This is a genomic window from Bacteroidota bacterium (assembly GCA_016715425.1).
In the GTDB taxonomy this organism is placed as follows: domain Bacteria; phylum Bacteroidota; class Bacteroidia; order Chitinophagales; family BACL12; genus JADKAC01.
This window is the reverse complement of the sequence record JADKAC010000003.1, coordinates 229,440-250,748: the sequence shown is the minus strand read 5'-3', so window position 1 is coordinate 250,748 and position 21,309 is coordinate 229,440. Positions and strand designations below refer to the sequence as shown.

Annotated in this window: 17 protein-coding genes; 8 read left to right on the top strand and 9 right to left on the bottom strand. The window is 36.0% G+C overall.

Going from position 1 to position 21,309, the window contains the following annotated elements; translation table 11 throughout:
* Positions 1–322 precede the first annotated feature (322 nt).
* Entirely contained in the window at positions 323–1,297 is a 975-nt protein-coding gene (metF, locus tag IPN31_05730) for a methylenetetrahydrofolate reductase [NAD(P)H] (GenBank protein ID MBK8681395.1), read from the bottom strand.
* Positions 1,298–1,378: 81 nt separating this feature from the next.
* Here metF and purD point away from each other — a divergent pair, with 81 nt between their 5' ends.
* Entirely contained in the window at positions 1,379–2,641 is a 1,263-nt protein-coding gene (purD, locus tag IPN31_05725; protein MBK8681394.1) for a phosphoribosylamine--glycine ligase, read from the top strand.
* Here purD and IPN31_05720 read toward each other — a convergent pair.
* Positions 2,638–3,447 carry a hypothetical protein gene (locus IPN31_05720; protein MBK8681393.1) on the bottom strand — a complete coding sequence of 270 codons (810 nt, stop codon included), beginning with the start codon at positions 3,445–3,447 and terminating at the stop codon, positions 2,638–2,640. The genes purD and IPN31_05720 overlap by 4 nt on opposite strands.
* A gap of 234 nt (positions 3,448–3,681) precedes the next feature.
* Between IPN31_05720 and IPN31_05715 the strand changes: the two genes are divergently transcribed.
* The 4 genes from IPN31_05715 (at position 3,682) to IPN31_05700 (ending at position 9,940) form a co-directional block, all read left to right on the top strand.
* Positions 3,682–4,266 carry a TetR/AcrR family transcriptional regulator gene (locus IPN31_05715; protein ID MBK8681392.1) on the top strand — a complete coding sequence of 195 codons (585 nt, stop codon included), beginning with the start codon at positions 3,682–3,684 and terminating at the stop codon, positions 4,264–4,266.
* A gap of 18 nt (positions 4,267–4,284) precedes the next feature.
* Complete coding sequence (locus IPN31_05710) at positions 4,285–6,702, top strand: 3-hydroxyacyl-CoA dehydrogenase/enoyl-CoA hydratase family protein (GenBank protein MBK8681391.1); 2,418 nt, start codon at positions 4,285–4,287, stop codon at positions 6,700–6,702.
* A gap of 247 nt (positions 6,703–6,949) precedes the next feature.
* Positions 6,950–8,128: an acetyl-CoA C-acyltransferase gene (locus IPN31_05705; GenBank protein MBK8681390.1), complete on the top strand. Its 1,179-nt coding sequence runs from the start codon at positions 6,950–6,952 to the stop codon at positions 8,126–8,128.
* A gap of 18 nt (positions 8,129–8,146) precedes the next feature.
* Complete coding sequence (locus IPN31_05700) at positions 8,147–9,940, top strand: acyl-CoA dehydrogenase family protein (protein ID MBK8681389.1); 1,794 nt, start codon at positions 8,147–8,149, stop codon at positions 9,938–9,940.
* A 69-nt stretch (positions 9,941–10,009) separates the two neighbouring features.
* Here the strand turns inward: IPN31_05700 and IPN31_05695 are convergent, their stop codons facing one another.
* The gene (locus IPN31_05695) at positions 10,010–10,702 is read right to left on the bottom strand and encodes a T9SS type A sorting domain-containing protein (GenBank protein ID MBK8681388.1); all 693 of its coding nucleotides are present in this window, start codon (positions 10,700–10,702) and stop codon (positions 10,010–10,012) included.
* Positions 10,703–10,707: 5 nt separating this feature from the next.
* Entirely contained in the window at positions 10,708–12,762 is a 2,055-nt protein-coding gene (locus IPN31_05690; protein ID MBK8681387.1) for an Omp28-related outer membrane protein, read from the bottom strand.
* A gap of 168 nt (positions 12,763–12,930) precedes the next feature.
* On the opposite strand from IPN31_05690, the gene IPN31_05685 reads away from it, so the two are divergent.
* Entirely contained in the window at positions 12,931–14,271 is a 1,341-nt protein-coding gene (locus IPN31_05685) for an FAD-binding protein (protein ID MBK8681386.1), read from the top strand.
* Positions 14,272–14,390: 119 nt separating this feature from the next.
* The gene (locus IPN31_05680) at positions 14,391–15,815 is read left to right on the top strand and encodes a hypothetical protein (GenBank protein ID MBK8681385.1); all 1,425 of its coding nucleotides are present in this window, start codon (positions 14,391–14,393) and stop codon (positions 15,813–15,815) included.
* Here the strand turns inward: IPN31_05680 and rsmI are convergent.
* The 5 genes from rsmI to IPN31_05655 form a co-directional block, all read right to left on the bottom strand.
* On the bottom strand, positions 15,812–16,483 hold the full coding sequence (gene rsmI / locus IPN31_05675) for a 16S rRNA (cytidine(1402)-2'-O)-methyltransferase (protein MBK8681384.1): 672 nt from the start codon (positions 16,481–16,483) through the stop codon (positions 15,812–15,814). The two genes, IPN31_05680 and rsmI, sit on opposite strands and share 4 nt — an antisense overlap.
* 9 nt (positions 16,484–16,492) lie before the next feature.
* Positions 16,493–16,744, bottom strand: a complete 252-nt coding sequence (gene purS, locus IPN31_05670) for a phosphoribosylformylglycinamidine synthase subunit PurS (protein ID MBK8681383.1) — start codon at positions 16,742–16,744, stop codon at positions 16,493–16,495.
* Positions 16,734–17,522, bottom strand: a complete 789-nt coding sequence (locus IPN31_05665) for a CDP-alcohol phosphatidyltransferase family protein (GenBank protein ID MBK8681382.1) — start codon at positions 17,520–17,522, stop codon at positions 16,734–16,736. Before IPN31_05665 ends, purS begins: the two co-directional genes overlap by 11 nt.
* Before the next feature lie 2 nt (positions 17,523–17,524).
* Positions 17,525–18,817 (bottom strand): aminopeptidase P N-terminal domain-containing protein, encoded by a 1,293-nt coding sequence (locus IPN31_05660; protein MBK8681381.1) that lies wholly within the window; start codon positions 18,815–18,817, stop codon positions 17,525–17,527.
* Positions 18,818–19,516: 699 nt separating this feature from the next.
* Entirely contained in the window at positions 19,517–20,485 is a 969-nt protein-coding gene (locus IPN31_05655; GenBank protein MBK8681380.1) for a hypothetical protein, read from the bottom strand.
* Between the two features lie 430 nt (positions 20,486–20,915).
* Here IPN31_05655 and IPN31_05650 point away from each other — a divergent pair, with 430 nt between their 5' ends.
* Complete coding sequence (locus IPN31_05650) at positions 20,916–21,299, top strand: 30S ribosomal protein S12 (GenBank protein MBK8681379.1); 384 nt, start codon at positions 20,916–20,918, stop codon at positions 21,297–21,299.
* Positions 21,300–21,309 lie beyond the last annotated feature (10 nt).

Here is a 21,309-nt window from a genome sequence, read left to right as displayed (position 1 = left end):
ATGAGTTACTCCTAGGATGGCGTCCCAATCCTTCGATGATTTTTTTCACAAATTCATTTTTCATTAAATGGCTATTTGCCGTTAGCTGTTGGCTATTGGCGAAAAAAAATTCCTAACTGATTCATTTATAATTTTCCATTTACTTTGCCTATTGCCTATTGCTCATTGCTTCCCTCCCTTCTTATTTTTTTCCCTTTGCCCCTTTCTTTTTCCCCCCTTCCCTTTTCCTTTTTCCCTTTGCCCCTTTGCTTTTGCCCCCTCCCTTTTGCTTTTGCCTGCTCGCTTATTGCTCATTAACTCACTATTCACCACTCACCATTCATTAAAATACTTCTTTGATAATATTTTTCATTGTATCTGCTTTGCCCATAGTATAATAATGAATACAAGGCACATTGGCTTTTAACAATTCTTTTGATTGATCTATACACCAATTGGAGCCAATGCGTTTCACATCTTCATTGTTTTTACACTTATCAATTGCATCAGATAATTCTTCAGGAATATCTACATGAAAAGTACTTGGAATAGTTTGTATCTGCGATGCAGAAGTAATGGGTTTTATTCCCGGAATAATCGGTACTGTAATTCCCTCTGCCCGACAGCGATTTACAAAATCAAAATATTTTTTATTATCAAAAAACATTTGTGTAACTATATAAGATGCACCAGCATCCACTTTTGCTTTCAGATATTTTAAATCACTTTTTATATTCGGACTTTCAAAATGTTTTTCAGGATATCCCGCAACACCCACATTGAAATTTGTTTTGTACGCATCCTGCAATTCATCTTCCAGGTAAATGCCTTTATTCATTTGCATCGCTTGATTAACAAGATCAATCGCATATTTATGTCCACCGGAATCCGGTGTAAAATGTCTTTCATTTTTTGCAGAATCACCTCGCAGCAGCAATACATTTTCAACACTTAAATACCAAAGATCAATTAAAGCATCTTCAGTTTCTTCTTTGCTGAATCCACCACAAATTAAATGTGCTACTGCATCAATTTTGTATTTGAATTGAATGGCTGCACAAATACCAACTGTACCCGGACGTTTGCGGATATATACTTTTTCAAATGTTTCGCTATTTAATCCGGCATCCAAATCACCACGTTTTTTATATACATATTCCGAGCGGTGATAAGTAACATTTACAAAAGCAGGATGTAATTCTACTAATGGATCCAATACATCATAAATGCCCTGAATACTTTTGCCTTTTAATGGCGGCAAAATTTCAAAGGATAACAAGGTGCGGTCTGCATTATTGATATGATCAATCACTTTCATATTTGCTGATTCATTTTAAATAGTGGGCAAATATATTATAATATGCAGGTAACACTTGTTTATGCCTGTTACCTTTGCAGTATGAAAGTTTTATTATTAGGAAATGGCGGACGTGAACATGCAATGGCATGGAAGATTGCGCAATCAGAGTTATGCGAACAATTGTTTATAGCACCCGGCAATCCAGGCACTGCGTTATGCGGAACCAATGTTGCAATTTCGGTAAATGATTTTGAAGGCTTGCTTTCTTTTTGCAATAGTAATGCAGTTGATATGATTGTCGTAGGTCCTGAGGATCCTTTAGTAAATGGCATTGTTGATTTTTTTAAAACACATTCCTCTATTCCTGTAATTGGTCCTGATAAAATGGCGGCGCAATTGGAAGGAAGTAAAGCTTTTGCAAAACAGTTTTTGATCAAACATGCAATTCCAACTGCGTCATATAAAGAAATTACTTTGCAAAATATTCAGGATGGTTTAACTTATTTAGATTCTCATACAATGCCTGTTGTTTTAAAAGCAGATGGACTTGCAGCGGGTAAAGGTGTCGTAATTTGTAATTCAATTGAAGAAGCAAAACAAGAATTACAAAGTATGTTAAGCGGCAAGTTTGGCGAGGCAGGAAATAAAGTGGTGATTGAAGATTTTTTAAATGGTATTGAACTCACTGTAATTATTCTTACCGATGGAAAAAATTACAAAATTTTACCTGCATCAAAAGATTATAAAAAAATTGGTGAAGGAGATTCCGGATTAAATACCGGCGGTATGGGTGCAGTTTCTCCACCTCCATTTGCAACAAAAGAATTTATAGAAAAAGTAGAGAAGGAAATAATTCAACCAACAATTAATGGATTACAACAAGATAATATTCAGTATAAAGGATTTTTATATTTTGGATTAATTAATGTGAACGGTTCGCCTTATGTGATTGAATATAATTGCAGATTGGGTGATCCGGAAACACAAGTAATTATACCTCGAATAAAATCTGATGTATTGAAATTATTTATTGCGGTTGCTAATAATACATTAGGTGATGAAACAATGGAAGTTGATGAAAAAGTTTGTGCAACGGTGATACTTGCTTCGCATGGCTATCCCGGAATATTTGAAAAGGGTTATGTAATTCAGGGATTGGAAAATACTGAAAACTGTATGGTGTTTCAGGCAGGTACTATTCTGAATACAAGTGGTGAATTAGTAAGTAATGGTGGTCGTGTGATGGCGGTAACTGCTTACGGAAAAAATCATCAGGAGGCTTTGCAATTATGTTATGTGAATGCCGGCAGAATTTATTTCGATAGCAGATACTTCAGAAGAGATATTGGATTTGATCTTTAAACAGCAGTATTATCTGCTTCCATTGGTGTCATCACTTCACGAATGTTTTTTAGAATACTGATTACCGGTTCAAATAAATCAATTGCCTGTTTTTGAAATAAACGATTTATCATTCCACGATAGGCAAGCACTAATTCTTTAATCTGTGAATTATATAGTTGAAATATTTTTTCTTCCATTTCTTTCTGCAAAAAAGTATTTTGAGTGGCTAATGTTTGATAATTAAAAAGTGCATTGCTAAACAATTGTATTACCTCTATCAATCGCCGATCGTATCCTGTATAATTACCTCTGAATTGTTTTAAATCATTATACAAAATCGGAATTCTGTTTAAATGAATTTTTGCCGCTTGCAATCCATGATATTCTTCCTGTTTGCCATGCGCATATATTTCTAAAGCAAATAATTGTAATTGCTGTTCTGCTGTTGTGAGCTGTAAGTCAATGTCTTCTTTCAGATTTTGTAAATCAATTTCTGAAAGCAATGATTCGGTTTGCATATGTTCTATTGCATCCGCAGTTAATACTTCCTGCTCTGTAATTTTTTCTTGATGTATAGAATGTGCAGACTCAATTATAATTTCTTTTTCATCATCCGAATCAATTTCAATAACATAATTTCCGGTCACTCCTGAGTTGATTTGAATGTTTTGACTACGCAAATGCAAATACTGCTGTATAAATAATATCAATGCTAGAATCAGAATTAAACTCACCCCGATTATTACAAATAGGTTACTGTGTTTGCCGGAGAATAATGCGTTGTTGAAATTATTAAATCCAAACACATATGCTTCTACGGACACAAGTATCCCTAAAGAAAACAGTATCAATTTGCTTCTTCGATTCACGACGTGTACAAAATAAACCTATAATGATACATGAGCAAAAAATAATTATTAAGAGTTACTGTGATTATCAATCGTCATTTCCAATAAAATGGAGTTTTAATTCTTATTGAAAATCCGATAGTTGTAATGTTTCTAAATATTTTACCAAACAAACGTTTGGTAAAATGAAAAATAGGGCTATATTTGAGCATGCCAAAGCAAAAAGTAAATCAGCAGGAACTCATTCATGTGGCACTGAAACTATTCAGAACAAGAGGTTATCACAAAACAAGTATGGCGGATATTGCCACGGAATGTGGGTTATTGAAAGGCAGCATTTATCATTATTATCCATCCAAAGAGGAATTGATGGTGGGTGTGTTGACTTATTTACAGGAGTATTATCACAATGAAATTTTTGTATTTGCTTATAAAGAAGATATGCCTGCGGAAAAGCGTTTGAAGAAATTGGCGGAGATGAGTGAGTATGTTTTTACCAATGGCGAAGGTGCTTGCTTGATGGCAAATATTGCAATGGAAACCAATGATGTGGTTCCGGAATTCAAAGGACCTATTAAATCTTTTTTCGACGATTGGACGAAAGCATTACAATTTATTTATAAAGAAAGATACAGCGATGATGCCGCATTGTTTTTTGCAAGAGAAACAATTTGTGCAGTGGAAGGTGCTGCGATGATGATGCGCATTTATAATGATCCTGAATTTATTCGCAAGGCACATGCAATGATTATTGACAAATTTGAAAATGCTTCTAAGAAAGCACTTATACATTAAAATATTTTTATGCAAACGATGACAGATTCTATAAAAGGAATTAAAATAGAAAACCGCTTGATACGCAAAGTAAGTATTCTTGGCTCCGGCGTAATGGGCTCAAGAATAGCTTGCCATTTTGCAAATATTGGTGTGCAGGTTTTGCTGTTGGATATTGTAGATAATAAATTATCGGAAGAAGAAAAAAAGAAACCTGCACTGCGAAATAAAATTGTGAATGATGCATTGCAAATGGCGGTGAAACAAAATCCATCTCCCGTTTATAGCAAAACAGTTTTAAAAAATATTACTACAGGAAATTTTGATGATGATCTCAAAAAAATTGAAGACAGCGATTGGATTATTGAAGTGGTGATTGAAAATCTGGAAATAAAAAAACAATTGATGGAGAAAGTGGATGCGTTGAGAAAGGCAGGAACACTTATCACTACAAATACATCAGGTATTCCGATTACTGATATTATGGAAGGCAGATCGGAGGATTTTAAAACAAATTTTTGTGGGACACATTTTTTTAATCCGCCACGCTATTTAAAATTATTGGAGATAATACCTTCAGAAAAAACGGATAAAGCAGTTGTAGATTTTTTAATGGATTATGGTGATCGGTTTTTAGGAAAAACAACGGTGTTATGTAAAGACACCCCTGCATTTATTGCAAATCGAATTGGTGTATTTTCTATCATGGCGGTGTTACGTACAATGCAGGAATTACATTTAAGTATTGATGAAGTGGATGCACTTACAGGGCCTGTGAGCGGAAGACCAAAATCTGCGACATTTCGCACAGCCGATGTTGTTGGAATTGATACTTTGGTGAAGGTGGCAATGAACACTTATGATGCTTGTCCGCAAGATGAAAACAGAGAACTCTTTTCTGTGCCGGATTACATACAAAAATTAATTAGCAATAAATGGCTGGGGGATAAAACAGGTCAGGGATTTTTTAAGAAAATAAAAAATGCAGAAGGCAAGAGTGAAATTCTTGTTTTGGATTTGAACACTTTTGAATATGTGCCAACACGCAAAGCAAAGTTTGCAACATTGGATGCAGCGAAACCTGTGGATGATTTAAAAAAGCGATTACAGATATTACATAATGGAAAGGATAATGCAGGAGAATTTTATCGCAAAGTAACTTACTTGGTAAATAGTTATGTATCGCATCGCATTCCAGAAATTGCAGATGAATTATATAAAATTGATGATGCAATGCGTGCGGGTTTTGGTTGGGAATTAGGACCGTTTGAAACCTGGGATATTCTGGGAGTGGAAGACACTGTTAAGCAAATGAAATCTGCAGGTGTTGAAGTGGCGCAATGGATAAATGATATGCTTGCCGCCGGTGTTACATCCTTTTATAAATCAGAAAATGGAAAGCGAAAATTTTATGATATCGCTTCAAAACAATACAAAGAAATTCCGGGAGCAGACAAAATTATTCTATTAGATAATTTGCGTGAAAATAAACCGGTATTTAAAAATGAAGGTGCTACTCTGCATGATATAGGTGATGGAATTTTATGTTTGGAATTTCATACCAAGATGAATGTGATTGGTGCAGAAATAATTACTGCTGTAAATAATTCAATTGCCATTGCCGAAAAAAATTATCGTGGTCTTGTAATAGGAAATGAAGCGGCAAATTTTTCTGCCGGTGCCAATATCGCTATGATGTTAATGCTTGCAATTGAACAAGAATATGAGGAGTTGGATATGGCGATTCGCATGTTTCAAAACATGACAACACGAGTGCGCTTTTCGGGAATTCCGATTGCTGTTGCACCACATGGATTAACGTTGGGTGGTGGTTGTGAAATGACGATGCATGCAGATGTAGCAGTAGCTGCAGCAGAAACTTATATTGGTTTAGTTGAAGTGGGCGCAGGTTTAATTCCTGCCGGTGGTGGAACTAAAGAATTTGCTGTGCGTGCAAGTGATAAATTTTTTAAAGGTGATATTGAAATTCCAACATTGCAGGAAATGAGTTTAAATATTGCAATGGCAAAAGTGGCAACATCTGCTCGTGAAGCATTTGAAATGGGAATATTGAGAAAGGGTTTTGATAAAGAAATTATAAATGGCAATCGTGTAATTACTGAAGCAAAACATGCATTGATAGAAATTGCAGAAAGAGGATATACACAACCACAACCACGCAATGATATTCGGGTGTTAGGTCGTACCGCACTCGGAAGTTTTTATGTGGGAATTGCATCTATGCGCATGGCAGGATATATCAGTGAATACGATGAAAAAATTGCACAGAAAGTTTGCTATGTATTATGCGGCGGAGATTTATCACAACCCACTTTAGTAAACGAACAATACTTATTGGATTTAGAACGTGAAGCATTTTTGTCACTCTTAGGTGAGAAAAAAACATTGGATCGCATGCAACATATTTTAAAAACAGGAAAGCCTTTGAGGAATTGAGAATGGTGAGTAGTGAGTAGTGAGTAGTGAGTGGTGAATGGTGAATGAATGAGCAATAAGCAAAATGCAATAAGCAATTTTAAATTGTAAATAAATCCGGGATGAGTTTTTTTTCATTGTTAATCGTCAAAGTCAATAGTCAAAGTCAAAAGTCAATAGTCAATAGTCAAAGTCAATAGTGAATTTATTAAGCCAACAGCTAAAAGCTAACGGCCAATAGCAAATAATGGATACTCAATACTAATTTATGAAAGAAGCATATATAATAGCAGGATTAAGAACCGCAGTCGGCAAAGCCGGTAGAGGTGTATTTCGTTTTACAAGACCGGATGATTTAGCCGTGGATGTAATTAAACAATTATTAGCATCTGTTCCGCAATTAGATCCGAAAAGAGTGGAAGATTTAATTGTCGGAAATGCAGTGCCTGAAGCAGAACAAGGTTTACAGGTTGGAAGAATGATTGGAGTGCGGGCATTGCCGATTGCAACAGGAGGAATGACTGTAAATCGATATTGTGCAAGTGGTGTGGAAACTATTGCAATTGCCACAGCAAAAATCAGAAGTGGAATGGCTGATTGTATAATAGCAGGTGGAACAGAAAGCATGAGTTTAGTGCCGACAACAGGATGGAGAACTGTATTAAATTATGAAGTAGCAAAATCACATCCTGATTATTATATCGGAATGGGATTAACTGCAGAGGCAGTGGCAAAAGATTTTAATATCAGCAGAGAAGCATCTGATAAATTTTCTTTGGAATCACATCAAAAAGCAATTCATGCAATTGAAAGTGGAATTTTTAAAGAGGGTATTGCACCGATAGAAGTAACAGAAATTTTTGTGAATGATAAAAATAAAAGAGCGGAGAAAAAGTATGTAGTGGATACTGATGAAGGACCGAGAAAAGATACTTCGTTAGAGGCACTTGCAAAGCTAAAACCTGTGTTTGCTGCAAATGGAATTGTAACTGCAGGTAACTCATCTCAAACTTCTGATGGAGCTGCTTTTGTAATTGTGATGAGTGAACGTATGGTGAAAGAATTAAATCTTCAACCACTCGCAAGATTAGTAAGTTGTGCAACCGTGGGAGTGGAGCCTCGCATTATGGGAATTGGTCCGGTGGCTGCAATTCCGAAGGCATTGAAAATGGCAAATCTCACTTTGAATGATATTGATTTGATAGAATTAAATGAAGCATTTGCTTGCCAGGCATTAGCAGTAATTCAAGAAGCAGGATTGAATAAAGAAATTGTAAATATAAATGGCGGGGCTGTTGCACTTGGTCATCCATTGGGATGCACCGGAACAAAATTGACTGTGCAAATAATGCATGATTTAAAACGCCTGAATAAAAAATATGGAATGGTAACCGCATGCGTTGGTGGCGGACAAGGTATTGCAGGTATATATGAACGATTGAATTAATTTTTAAAACAACATACGATGTCAGAAGTAAAAGAAATTTTAACTGTATTAAAAGGCGCTGAATTTTTAATCAGAGAATCAAAACCGGAAGAGATATTTATTCCCGAAGATTTAAATGAAGAACAAAAAATGATTCGGGATATGGCAAAAGAATTTGTAGATACACAAGTATTTACTCAATTGGATGCAATAGATAGTCAGCAACCCGGATTGGTACCTTCATTACTTGAAGCGGCAGGTGAACTTGGATTGTTAGGAATATCTGTTCCTGAAAAATATCAAGGTTTTGAAAAAGATTTTAATACAGAAACTGCGGTTGCTGAAATTGTAGGAGCAGCACATGCATTCTCAGTTTCCTTTTTAGCACATACCGGAATCGGCACATTACCTATTTTATATTTTGGCACCGAAGAACAAAAACAAAAGTATTTACCCAATCTCGTTAAGGGTGTTTTAAAAGTTTCTTATTGTCTTACAGAACCCGGTTCCGGTTCGGATGCACTTGCTGCAAAAACAAAAGCAGTGTTATCAGAAGATGGAAAAAATTATATCCTCAATGGACAAAAAATGTGGATCACCAATGCAGGCTTTTCAGATATTTTTATTGTGTTTGCCAAAATTGATGGAAAGGATTTTACTGCATTTATTGTGGAAAGAAATTCGGAGGGTTTAAGTATTGGAGCAGAAGAACATAAGATGGGAATTAAAGGCTCTTCTACATGTCAGGTATTTTTCGAAAATTGTAAAGTGCCTGTAGAAAATATTCTGGGAGAAAAAGGTAGAGGACATATTATTGCATTTAATATTTTAAATATCGGCAGATATAAATTATGTGCTGCTGCAATTGGTGGTTGTAAACGCAGTGCAACTATTTCTGTAAAATATGCAAATGAACGTGAGCAATTCGGAACTGCCATTGCAAATTTCGGAGCTATTAAATATAAAATATCCGAACAAGCCATTCGCACTTTTGCAGTGGAATCTGCATTGTGGCGCACCAGTAATATGATTGATGATAAAGAGAAAGCATTCTTGACAGAAGGTAAATCATTGGCCGAAGCAAACCTTGCAGCGGCAGAAGAATTTGCAATAGAATGTGCAATGTTGAAAGTGCTTGGTTCGGAAGTATTGGATTATGTGGTGGATGAAGCTGTACAGATTTATGGTGGTTATGGTTATTCGGAAGAATATCCTGTTGCAAGAGCATATCGTGATTCACGCATCAACAGAATTTTTGAAGGCACTAACGAAATAAATCGTTTGCTTACAATGGATATGCTATTGAAACGTGCTATGAAAGGCGAGTTGGATTTAATGACTCCTGCATTTGCAATTCAAAAAGAATTGATGAGTGTTCCGGATTTTGGCAGCGATGAAGAAGGGATGTTTGCACAGGAAATAAAAGCAGTGCGCAATATGAAAAAAGCATTTCTATTAGTTGCCGGTGCAGCGGTTCAAAAATTGATGATACAATTAAAAGATGAACAGGAAATATTAATGGCAGCATCAGATGTGTTGATGGAAATATTTGCTGCGGAAAGTATGTTGCTCCGTATCATGAAATTGCAAAATAGAAAATCAGAAACTGAAATGGCTGTTTATAAAGATATGATGCAGGTATTTATTAATGATTCTTTGGATCGAGTTCATCGTTCAGGAACCACAGCAATAAATTCATTTGCAACCGCGGATGATCAGAAAATGATGTTGCTTGGATTAAAACGCTTTACTAAATATCCATCTATTAATACAACAGCATCACGAAGAAGAATTGCAGATGTAATCATTGCTGCAAATGCATATTGTTTTTAATAATCAAAAAATATTAGTCAAAAAAAAGAGCTTGTAGAAATACAAGCTCTTTTTTTTGTTGATTGATGGTTAATGTTTAACAGCTATCTTTTTAGTTGAAAGAATGTTATTGCCTTCACCTAAAAATTGTACGAAATATATTCCTTCAGGTAAAGTATTCGTATTTATAATCATACGACCATTGCCTGCATTCCAAACATTATACACTACTTCTTTACCTACAATATTTAAAATTTTTATCGCATGAATGTCTGCACTGAAAGATGCCATCACATTCACTATTTCATTGGCAGGATTTGGATACACTGTAAATGTATTATCTACATTTGGTGAGTGAAATCCTGTAGCATTAAGATCTGCCGTTAAAGAAACAATGGCATTATAATTTGCACTATCCGTAGTGCTATACACTTCTATTTCTCCGTAACCTGTTCCGGGAATTCCGTTAGGTGAAAATGTTATTTTCAATTTATGATTTTCAGGAGTAATTACAAAACTCATTGCAGGAACATCCTGATTAGGGCCATAACATAAGTTTGGATCACACACAAAACTGAACCATTCAGCAGGAATATCATTTACAGTACGACGCCATAAATAGTCCTGAGGTTCGAGGCCATTATTAATAATTTCAACTTCTATCACAGCAGCATCTATTGAATTACCTAAGATACTTGCCGGATTTGGAGTTAATTCTAAATTTGACTGTGCAGAAACTAATCCTGCAACTGTAAAGCTTAATACGATTAAAAAATTTTTCATAACGGTTATTTTATAATTTCTAATTTTTGAGTACTTGTTTTTGTATTGCCATCGGTAAGGTAATAAAAATATAAACCACTTCCTAAATTACTTGTATTTAATTGTACTGTAGATGCACCAGCACTCACATCCTGCATCATCACTTTCCGTCCACTTAAATCTGTAACAATGATTTGCATTGGTGTGTTCATATTTTGAATTGCTATTGTGGTTATTGAATTTGCTGGATTAGGATATGCATTGCCTAATAAAGCTTGTACCGCATTTTCAAATTCGATGCCAGTATAGCCTTCTCTAAAATAATCATGTGTAAGTTTTATAAATTCTGCTCGCACATCTTCATCCATAAACATTTCAACACCAACACCGAGATACACAATTTTATAATCATCTTTTTCTGCACGGATACCTGCTACTTTAGTGTCGAGATCATTGTAATATAAAATAGGAAATCCAAATTCATCTATGGTTTCAATTTGATCAGGATAAAAATAAGTAGGGCCATAAGGTTTTTTAAAAGAGGTAACACCGGCAGATCCAAAATAAGTATCTGTAGTAACTGCTGTTAATTGGGTTACACTTGTAGCTGCATCAGATATATAGCCGGCATGTAAATAATTGGTATAGAAACTTTCTGTTGCAGGGTCTAAATAAAAAGAAAGCGGATCCATTATTTCCCAGCCTATATCTTGACCGGCAATAAATAATCTTCCACCACCATCTAAATAAGATTCTAAGGAAGGAACCTCCTCTGCTGTAATAGATGGGAATGACCAGCCTACATTATAATAGATGAATTTCACTTTATTCAAGGCATCTGCCTCGAATCCTTTGCTCATAATATCATCAGTAGTTGATGCAAATGTGGTATTCCCTGCTAGTTCTAATCCTTCCGGAATAAAAGTTTCAAAGCTGTAATAACCATAAGGGTTACCATTACCGTAAGGTGCATTATTGTCCACTACTAAATCAGTGATACCTGAAATAACATAGTATTTTAAAATTGATGGAACAGAGGCTGTTGCATCCGGATTGTAAATCTTTAAAGTAACTATTCCCAGTTCAGGAGTTGAACCCGGAGTAACATTGATTGTAATATCTTTTAAATCACTTTCTGTATAAGCCAAAGTAGTTGTTTCTGTATAAGTACTTCCATCAATTACAAAGGATGCAGACCAATCTGCGGGAAGGGTGCTGCTCAATATAAATTCAGCATTGGTAGTAAAATCTGAAGTGTTATCTGACTCTGCATTTAAAGAAGAGAGTGTTTCTGCTGAGCCCTCTACAAAGTTATATCCATCTGCAGTCATTCTAACTCTTGGATCATTGGATGCACCAGAATTTAAAATATCTTTAGTGGAGTAATCTTGAATCCAAACTAATGAATAGATTTCTTCAGCATTCCATCCTGCATCTAATGTATAAGAGAAATCATAAGTTGCGCTGCTTCCTTCAGCAGGCAAAGTAATTACTTCTCCTGAACTACCATTTAAAAATAAACGGAATACATTGGGAAATTCTTTTTCACCGTTACTTCCCGGAGCTGAACCGTAGGTTATGAGTTTTTCTACTGCTGCTGCTTTTATTCTGTAAGATCCTGAAGGTACTGTACCTACTGTTGTAATCTTCACACTTACATTTCTTGTAGTTCCATCAGTAGTTTCATTTACATAAACAATGATTGGACTGGTTAAGGCAATTTCATCATCAATCATTTGTTGATTCACTCCAATCGGTCCGGCAGGAATTGCATCTCCATCAATAAAAATTGATGGTACACCAGATACACCATAATAACTTGTTATTGCGTTGCTTTCAGCTGGATTTGCTGAATACATCGGGTCAGTTCCCGGCCAGCTTGTGTGATATGCGATATGATGCACATCTGATTCATTTTGATTGTACACCGCACTGAAGCTGGGATTTTGGTCAGCACATGGACCACATGATGCTTGTGTAAAATGTTCGAATAGGGGATATTTTCTGGCCTGAGCATTTGCATTTGATATTGAAAATAAAATACAAATAATAATTACCGTTAATGATCTTAATCTATTCATCTTTTTAATCTTGAATTTTGTTGGGTTAAAGTTACCTTTTTTTTGAAGTATCATAAGGAATACGGACTTTTGAGTGTCATTCTGAGGTTAAAATTGAATCAATTGGAAAATCAAAATATTACACAAGCATTTCATTTAATTGCAGCCATTGTTGGTGAAAAATATATAATGTCGGACAAAGAATCCTTGACGAATTATAGTCATGATGAAACTGAGGATCTGCATTTTACACCGCATATTGTGGTGAAGCCACGCACTCCAAATGAGATTTCGGAAATTCTGAAAATAGCAAACGAATATAAAATTCCGGTTACACCAATGGGTGCCCGCACCGGATTAAGTGGAGGAGCTTTGCCGGTTTTCGGTGGCATTGCCCTCAGTATGGAACGGTTTAATTCTATTCTTAAAATTGATGAGCGCAATATGCAGGTAATAGTAGAACCCGGCGTAATTACTGAAGTATTGCAGAATGCGGTGAAAGAAAAAGGATTATTCTATCCCCCGGATCCTGCAAGCAGAGGAAGTTGTTTTATAGGTGGAAATATTGCTGAAAATAGCGGCGGACCCAAAGCAGTGAAATATGGCGTAGTAAAAGATTATGTGTTGAATCTGGAAGTGGTGTTGCCAACCGGAGAAATTATTTGGACTGGTGCAAATGTTTTAAAAAATGCAACCGGTTATAATCTCACCCAATTAATTGTAGGCAGCGAAGGTACTCTTGGTGTTGTTACAAAAATCGTTTTAAAACTTTTGCCCTACCCGCAATTTAATATGCTCATGCTCATTCCATTTCGGGATGCTACCAAAGCTTGTGAAGCAGTGAGTGCTGTTTTTAGAAAAGGTATTATTCCAAGTGCAATGGAATTTATGGAGAGAGATGCACTGCTGTGGGCAAAAGAATTTATGTCCGATGTACAAATAGAAATACCCGATGATGTGCAAGCGCATTTGTTGGTGGAAGTGGATGGCAACAGAGAAGATATTTTAATGCAAGAGTGCGAAGAAATTGCAACAGTGATGGATGCATTTGATTGTGATGAAATTTTATTCGCCGAGAATGAAAAACAAAAAGAAGAACTGTGGCGCATGCGAAGAAAAATTGCAGAAGCAGTAAAAGCAAATTCAATTTATAAAGAGGAAGATACCGTTGTGCCCAGAGCTGAACTTCCTGTTTTGCTTTTGGGTGTAAAAGAAATCGGAAATCGCTATGGATTTAAAAGTGTCTGCTATGGTCATGCCGGTGATGGCAATCTGCATGTGAATATTATTAAAGGTGATTTGAGTGAAGACATTTGGGAAAAACAATTACCTGATGCAATTAAAGAAATATTTACACTCGTGGTAAAATTAGGTGGAACCATCTCCGCTGAACATGGAATTGGTTGGGTGCAAAAGCCTTATATGCCCATTGCATTTGACAAAACGCAACTTGAATTATTTAAAAAAATAAAAATAATGTTCGACCCGAATAATATTTTAAATCCAGGAAAAGTTATTGATATCAATTAATGGTTTATTTTAGCATTGCGTATTCAAGTACTGACCCGTACAATGTGCACTTTGCTTAATCAGTAGAAATATTCAACTGATATTTTTGTTGGAAACGATTTTACGTTTTTAATTATGTTATGCAAAGAAGTTTTTTTCATATTGCTATTCTTACGTTAAGCGTATTGCTGTTCTTCAATAATTTAAGAGCACAGGAATATATTGGTTTGCGTATGGATAATTATTCGGGTTCCAATGGAATGATGTTTAATCCTGCTTTGCCGGGTAGCGGCGTTTTACCCTGGGATGTAAATGTGTTAGCTTACGGTCATTCAATAGATAATAATTATGCGTTTCTTCCTCAACAATCTATAGTGGGTTTGCCTTCTGCAAATTCTTTTGCCCCTTCCTTTTATAATCCTGAAGTAGTGAAAGCTTTTGGCAATGTGCTCGTGCAAGGTCCATCAGCATTTATCAAGCGTAATGATTTCACTTTTGGTTTTTATACCGCCGGCAGAAGTGCGGGTTTTATTATTACCGATTCAAAATCCGAAGGCTTTAAAGAACTGTCCGATATTCAAAAAGAAATTAATTATAATGTGCCCACTTTAAATTCCGGATTATTGAATTGGGCTGAAATAGGATTCAATGGTGAAATGCAAATTCAGGATTCAAAAACCAGTAGAATAAATCTTGCTGTCAATGCAAAATTTCTTCTAGGTTTTGATGCTTATACCGGCCAGGTAAATGCGCCTTTTAATTTTACTCAACATGAAGAAACTACTGATATAAGCAATTTTGATTATACCTATGCTTATACTGATAATTTAGGCAGTAATCGTGTTACGGATATTTCTAATTACGAAGTAAATGGTTTTGGTACTTCCATAGATTTGGGGATGACTTATAACGTGAAAAGTAAATTGCAGCGACATAAGAATACAAGATATGATACAAAATTCGGAGTGGCTCTGGTGGATTTAGGTTTTATAAAGTTTAAGAAAAATGCCGGAACCTATGATTTGTTTAGTGGAACTGCTTTTACCGCATTGAATGCAGATATTGATAGCATCAGCGATTTGGATGAGTTTACTAAAATTGCGTCGAGAATAATTTATGATAATGGAAAGGCTTCTAAAACAGGAAGCAGATTTACTATGTACACTCCAGGTGCGCTTACTTTATTTGCAGATAAAAATATTGGCAATGGATTTTTTGTAAATGGAATGTTGATTCAACGCTTGTCCGGTTTACATAAAGACATGATTGCCCGTGCAAATATTTTTGCAATAACTCCTCGCTTTGAGAAAGAAGAATTTGCAGTTTCTATTCCTTTCGTATTTTCCGAATATGAAGACTTTCATTTGGGTACCGCCATTCGTTTTTATTTTCTCACTATTGGCTCCGATGATGTGTTATCGTTATTTGTTCCAGGTGATTTAGATGGAACAGATTTTTATATTGCTTTCCGATTTAATCCTTATTGGTTGCAGAGTACTTCAGGTGGTGGTTCAGAATTTAAAATCAACAAACGTAAACAAGTGCAATGTCCGGTGATGAATTAATGTAATCCTTCCAATACAATTACAAATTCTCCCTTTGGTGCTTTAATGGTAAAGTGTAGTATTACTTCCGAAATATTTCCCCTCACTGTTTCTTCAAACTTCTTACTCAGCTCTCTCGACACACTTATTTTTCTATCGCCTGTAAATTCCAATAATTGCTGTAATGTTTTTACAATGCGATAGGGAGATTCGTATAAAATGATTGTGCGTTTTTCTGTGGCAATTTCTTTCAGTTTTGTTTCTCTTCCTTTTTTTATCGGAAGAAATCCAATGAATAAAAATTCGTGAGCCGGTAATCCTGAATTAATTAATGCAGGAACAAATGCCGTAGCACCTGCCAATGTTTCTACACCAATATTATGTTGAATACATTCTCTTACAATTAAAAACCCCGGATCGGAAATTCCGGGTGTGCCTGCATCAGAAATTAATGCAATTGTTTTTCCGGCTTGTAATAGTTCAATGATTTTTTGAAGTGATTTATGTTCATTGAATTTATGATGGGCAATCATGTTGGTTTGAATGCCGTGATGTTTTAATAATACCGATGAAGTGCGAGTGTCTTCTGCAAGAATTGTATCTGCTTGTTTTAATATTTGTATTGCTCGCAAAGTAATATCATCCAGATTACCGATTGGTGTGGGTACGATATATAATTTGCCCGACATCGGTTTGTATTACGCAGGTGTAATTTCGAAAGTATAACTTTCCATTATCGGATTTGCTAATAATTTTTTACAAGCAGTATCTGTTGCATGGCGTGCTTGTTCTTCATCAGCAGCTTCTATTAATAAATGAATGTGTTTGCCAATGCGCACATCTTTTATTAAATCCAAATCTAAATTTTTCATACTGCCTGCCACTGCTTTTCCTTTTGGGTCTAACAATTCTTTCAATGGCATAATATTAATCTTCGCCTTAAATTCCATTTTCTTTAATGTTTTTTATTATTGATAAAAGTATATAGGTTAAAATAAGTATCGGGATAATTATAAAAATAGATTGCAATACTGCAACACTGAATATGATAATTAATCCGCTGATAATTAGTAATAAAATTGTCCAGCTATTTTCTTTCCATCCCAACGATTTTATTTTTAAACTCATCATCGGAATTTCGCTTACCATTAAATACGTAAGTAAAAAAACCATTGCAATTAATATCCATTTGTTGGTTAATAGTTCTGCCATTCCAAATTCATTTCTTAAAATAAGAATAGGTAATGAAGCAACAAATAATGCCATTGCCGGTGTAGGCAAACCTAAAAATTCTGTTGTCTGTCGTTCATCCACATTAAACTTTGCCAAACGATATGCCGCACCCATGGTAATTACAAAACCAATGGCATAATACAATATCGGATATTCAAAAGCATCGGCTGATGTGTAATACGATCTTGCAATTAATTGATACATTATTACACCTGGCACTACACCAAATGTTACTACATCCGCAAGTGAATCCAACTGTTTGCCGATTGCACTTTGCGCATGTAATAATCTCGCAACAAATCCATCTAAAAAATCAATAATTGCTGCAATGAAAATACACAGACTTGCAATTTCTATTTTACCCATGTCCACATAAGTATTGCGCTGCGCATCAATAATTATAAAGTGATCATAAAAAATATAAATAATAGCAAGGCAACCCAAAAACAGATTGATGAGTGTAAGAATATTCGGTAAGTTTTTTATTATGCGCATAATTATTTGGCGTTCATCATTGCTTCAATTTCTTCCACTTCTCTCGGTGTGTTTTGCATAAAATCATGATTACCGGTTTGCATCAGCATCACATCATTTTCTATTCTAATTCCGATACCTTCTTCTCTGATATAAATTCCTGGTTCGCAAGTAAGCACTGCACCCACAGGCACAGGTTTATAATGATCGCCAATATCATGCACATCCAACCCCAGATAATGCCCTGTGCCATGCATAAAATATTTTTTATACGCAGGTAATTCCGGATCTTGATTTTTAATATCCTGCTCTGTAATTAATCCCAATTGTTTTAATTCCGCTTCCATTACCTTCCCCACTTCCGCATTAAACTCCCGCAAAATCATTCCCGGATGCATCATGTTTATTGCTTCCTTTTGCACACGCAACACAGCATTGTAAACATCCTTTTGTCGCTCTGTAAATTTCCCGTTCACTGGAATAGTACGAGTAAGATCAGCACAATAATTTGCATACCCCGCACCAAAATCCATCAGTATTAATTCACCCGCATTACATGCCTTATTATTGTCAACATAATGCAGCACACAAGCACTATCACCCGAAGCAATTATGGGACTGTACGCATGCCCCGTTGCCCGATTGCGCAAAAACTCATGCGTAATTTCCGCTTCTATTTCATATTCCTTAACACCCGGTTTTACAAAACCCAACAATCGCTTAAACGCCTTTTCGGTAATATCACAAGCCGTTTGCAGTGCCGCCTGTTCCCATTTGCTTTTAGCCGTGCGCAGGCTTGCCATAATCGGTGCCGAACGCTCCAGTTTATGCAACGGATAATGTGTTCTTACCTCAGCCGCAAACCGAATTTCTTTAGTGTCCACTTTTATAATTGCACGGTCGTTTTCGTTGCTGTTTAAATAAATATGTTCCGCATGATTGCTCAACATGTGAAACAGCCCCGCAAACTCATCATTCCAATGTATCGTTTCAATACCACTTGCATCCTTTGCCTCCTTCTCCGTGTATTTATGCCCCTCCCAAACGGCGATATAATCATTTGTTTTTTTCAGAAACAGCGCCTCCCGGTATTTCGGGTTAGGGCTATCCGGATACAACAATAAAATGGTATCCTCCTGATCAATGCCACTCAAATACAGCAAATCGCTGTTTTGCTTAAAAGGATGAAACTGATCGGCATTACTCGGCATCTCGTCGTTGCTATGAAAAATGGCCATGCTGTTCGGTTTCAGATTCTTTGTGAAATTTAGGCGGTTGTGTATATACAGCGCCTTATCTATTGGTAAGTACTTCATATTATAAATGTAAGCGCCAAAGATAAGGAAGCGGTGGATTGTTCTCACAGCATTATCCGGAGGCAATTGTGTGATGTGTTGAATAAAAAATTTTAGGAGCTATTTCCCGCTATCCGTTCCAAGGCCTGCCACTTGCCTTACTACAAAAATACCACATCACAATGTCTGGCGCTTTCCACTGCTATCGGGGCTAAAAATGCAAAAACAAAAACTGCGGTGTACCCTATCGGTTTGGTGTCCTCACCAACCGAAACCTACAATATAACTCGGTCAGCCTGAGGACACCCACCGATAGGAGTATTAAACCATATCGTCCAGAAACAAAAAGATGTCTTTTAGCCATTGGAACATGTCGTTTCTTGATAGGAACATGTCGTTTAGCCTCCGGAAGATATCCTTTAAAGGCTGGGAGATGTCTTAAAGAAGTGAGAAGATGTCTTTTACAGCCCGGATGATGTCTTTTAGCGAGTAGAAGATGTCTTTTATCGGCTGGAATGTGTCGGAAAATGCCAGGAAGATGTCTTAAAATCATTTTAAGACATCATAAAATGATTATCTGACATCCAATTTTCACTTATTTACCTCATTTTCAATACAATATAGTCTATTTTGTTCTCATAGCGTTACCCGAAGGGAACTCCGTGATATTGTAATTTACACAGAAATCCCCGAAGAGATCTTTGTGAGAGAAAAAGGCACTTACTTTTTAGTTGTTATTTCTAAATCTGGCGGAATTATTTCTAAGCCTGACAATTTTATTTCAGGATTAGAACGAATAGCATTTCCCTCTGGGGTGGTTGTTTTACCTGTTATAGTTGCAAAATCAAACATCAATTCTATTGTAATCTTGGCAAGTTGTGAATCATTATGAAATAAAGTAGAAATTATGAAAAGATTGAATACTGATATTTCTAATAAAGAGGTTTTAAAATCAGCGGTTAAATATTTTAGAACTCCATTTCTACCTTCTTTTTGCTGGTTTTTTACAAAATCATTTAACCAGGATTGCCAGTCGGCATTATTTATTTCAGATTCACTTAGTGTTATTTCAATGCTTTTAAATTCGATAAAGTCAAGGTTATTTTTTAAATCTCTATTACTATTAAGGTGAGGAATGATTGTTACAGGTGATACTTTAGAAATTTTATTTGAATTAGAAATAGTATCAATTTCAAATTCATAATTACTAGATACAAAGGCTTTGATTTTGCCGGTATTAGTAGGCAATGTTACTCTAGAATTATTACCTAAAGTCAAATCAATATGCTCCGGCTTTAGCCGGATACTTGCAAAACCGGCATCTTTAGATGATGCATTCAAAGTAGGGAATGCAATTTCAAGTATCTCGCAATTTCCTAATTCGTAAGATTGAATTTGATTACTTTGTTGATCCAATCTGGATATTGTTGTAAAAACAGAGGTAAGGGTTCCATTCATTGCACCTTCAAAAAGCTTCTTTGCCGGTTCCGCTAATGGAAAAGGAAGAGTAAGGACTACTTCATTATATTCCAGTGACTGGATGCGGTTACGCTTAATAAAGTTTTCAGTATCATTAACTAAAATCTGAGAGGATGTTAGCAGTCCGGAAAAATCTTTTAAACGAATAGGAGTGCCATTATTATACTGAAGCGCATAAGATGAGGGTTGTTGGGTTCTGGAGTCTGCCATAGTTTCAATTTTATAGGTTAGTTTAAGTTGACAAATGTATTGATTTAAACATCAAATTAAAGTATTCATTACCGCTATGTTCCCCCAGTCGTGTCAGCAGATTCCTCAAAATATGGCCTTGCGCTTTAGCCTTTGAGAACCTGCGAACCAAATCATTACGATATCGGGAGTACAGCCAATTAAAAATAATTGGCTCTATTCATCCATCGCCTAAAAAAACTTTCAGTCATTATTGTGAAATCTGAATTTGCCTCATTACCTTTGCAATCCGTTTTTAAATCGGCCGCAGGTAGAATTAAGGGAGTGAACCCCGATAATGTTCACAAATGGCTATCCTGCACTTAACTCGAAAGAGGTTCGTGCGCTCCGTTTGTGATTATCTCTCTCTTCCTTCTGATTTTGCAGCCTCAAAATTTTTGAAAAGGAAAAAATGCCTACAATACAACAATTGGTAAGAAAAGGTCGCCGCATAATAAAGGCACCAAGTAAATCCAGAGCTTTAGATTCATGCCCACAGAAGCGTGGTGTATGTACTCGTGTATATACTACCACTCCTAAAAAGCCAAACTCAGCATTGCGTAAGGTGGCTAAGGTGCGTTTAACAAATCAACTTGAAGTAATTGCATATATACCCGGTGAAGGGCATAATCTGCAGGAACACAGTATCGTGTTAATCCGTGGTGGAAGAGTAAAAGACCTTCCGGGCGTTCGTTACCATATTGTACGTGGTGCATTAGATACAGCCGGTGTAAACAACCGCAAGCAAGGAAGATCAAAATATGGAACCAAGAGGCCTAAAGCTGCTGCTAAATAATTAAAGGAAT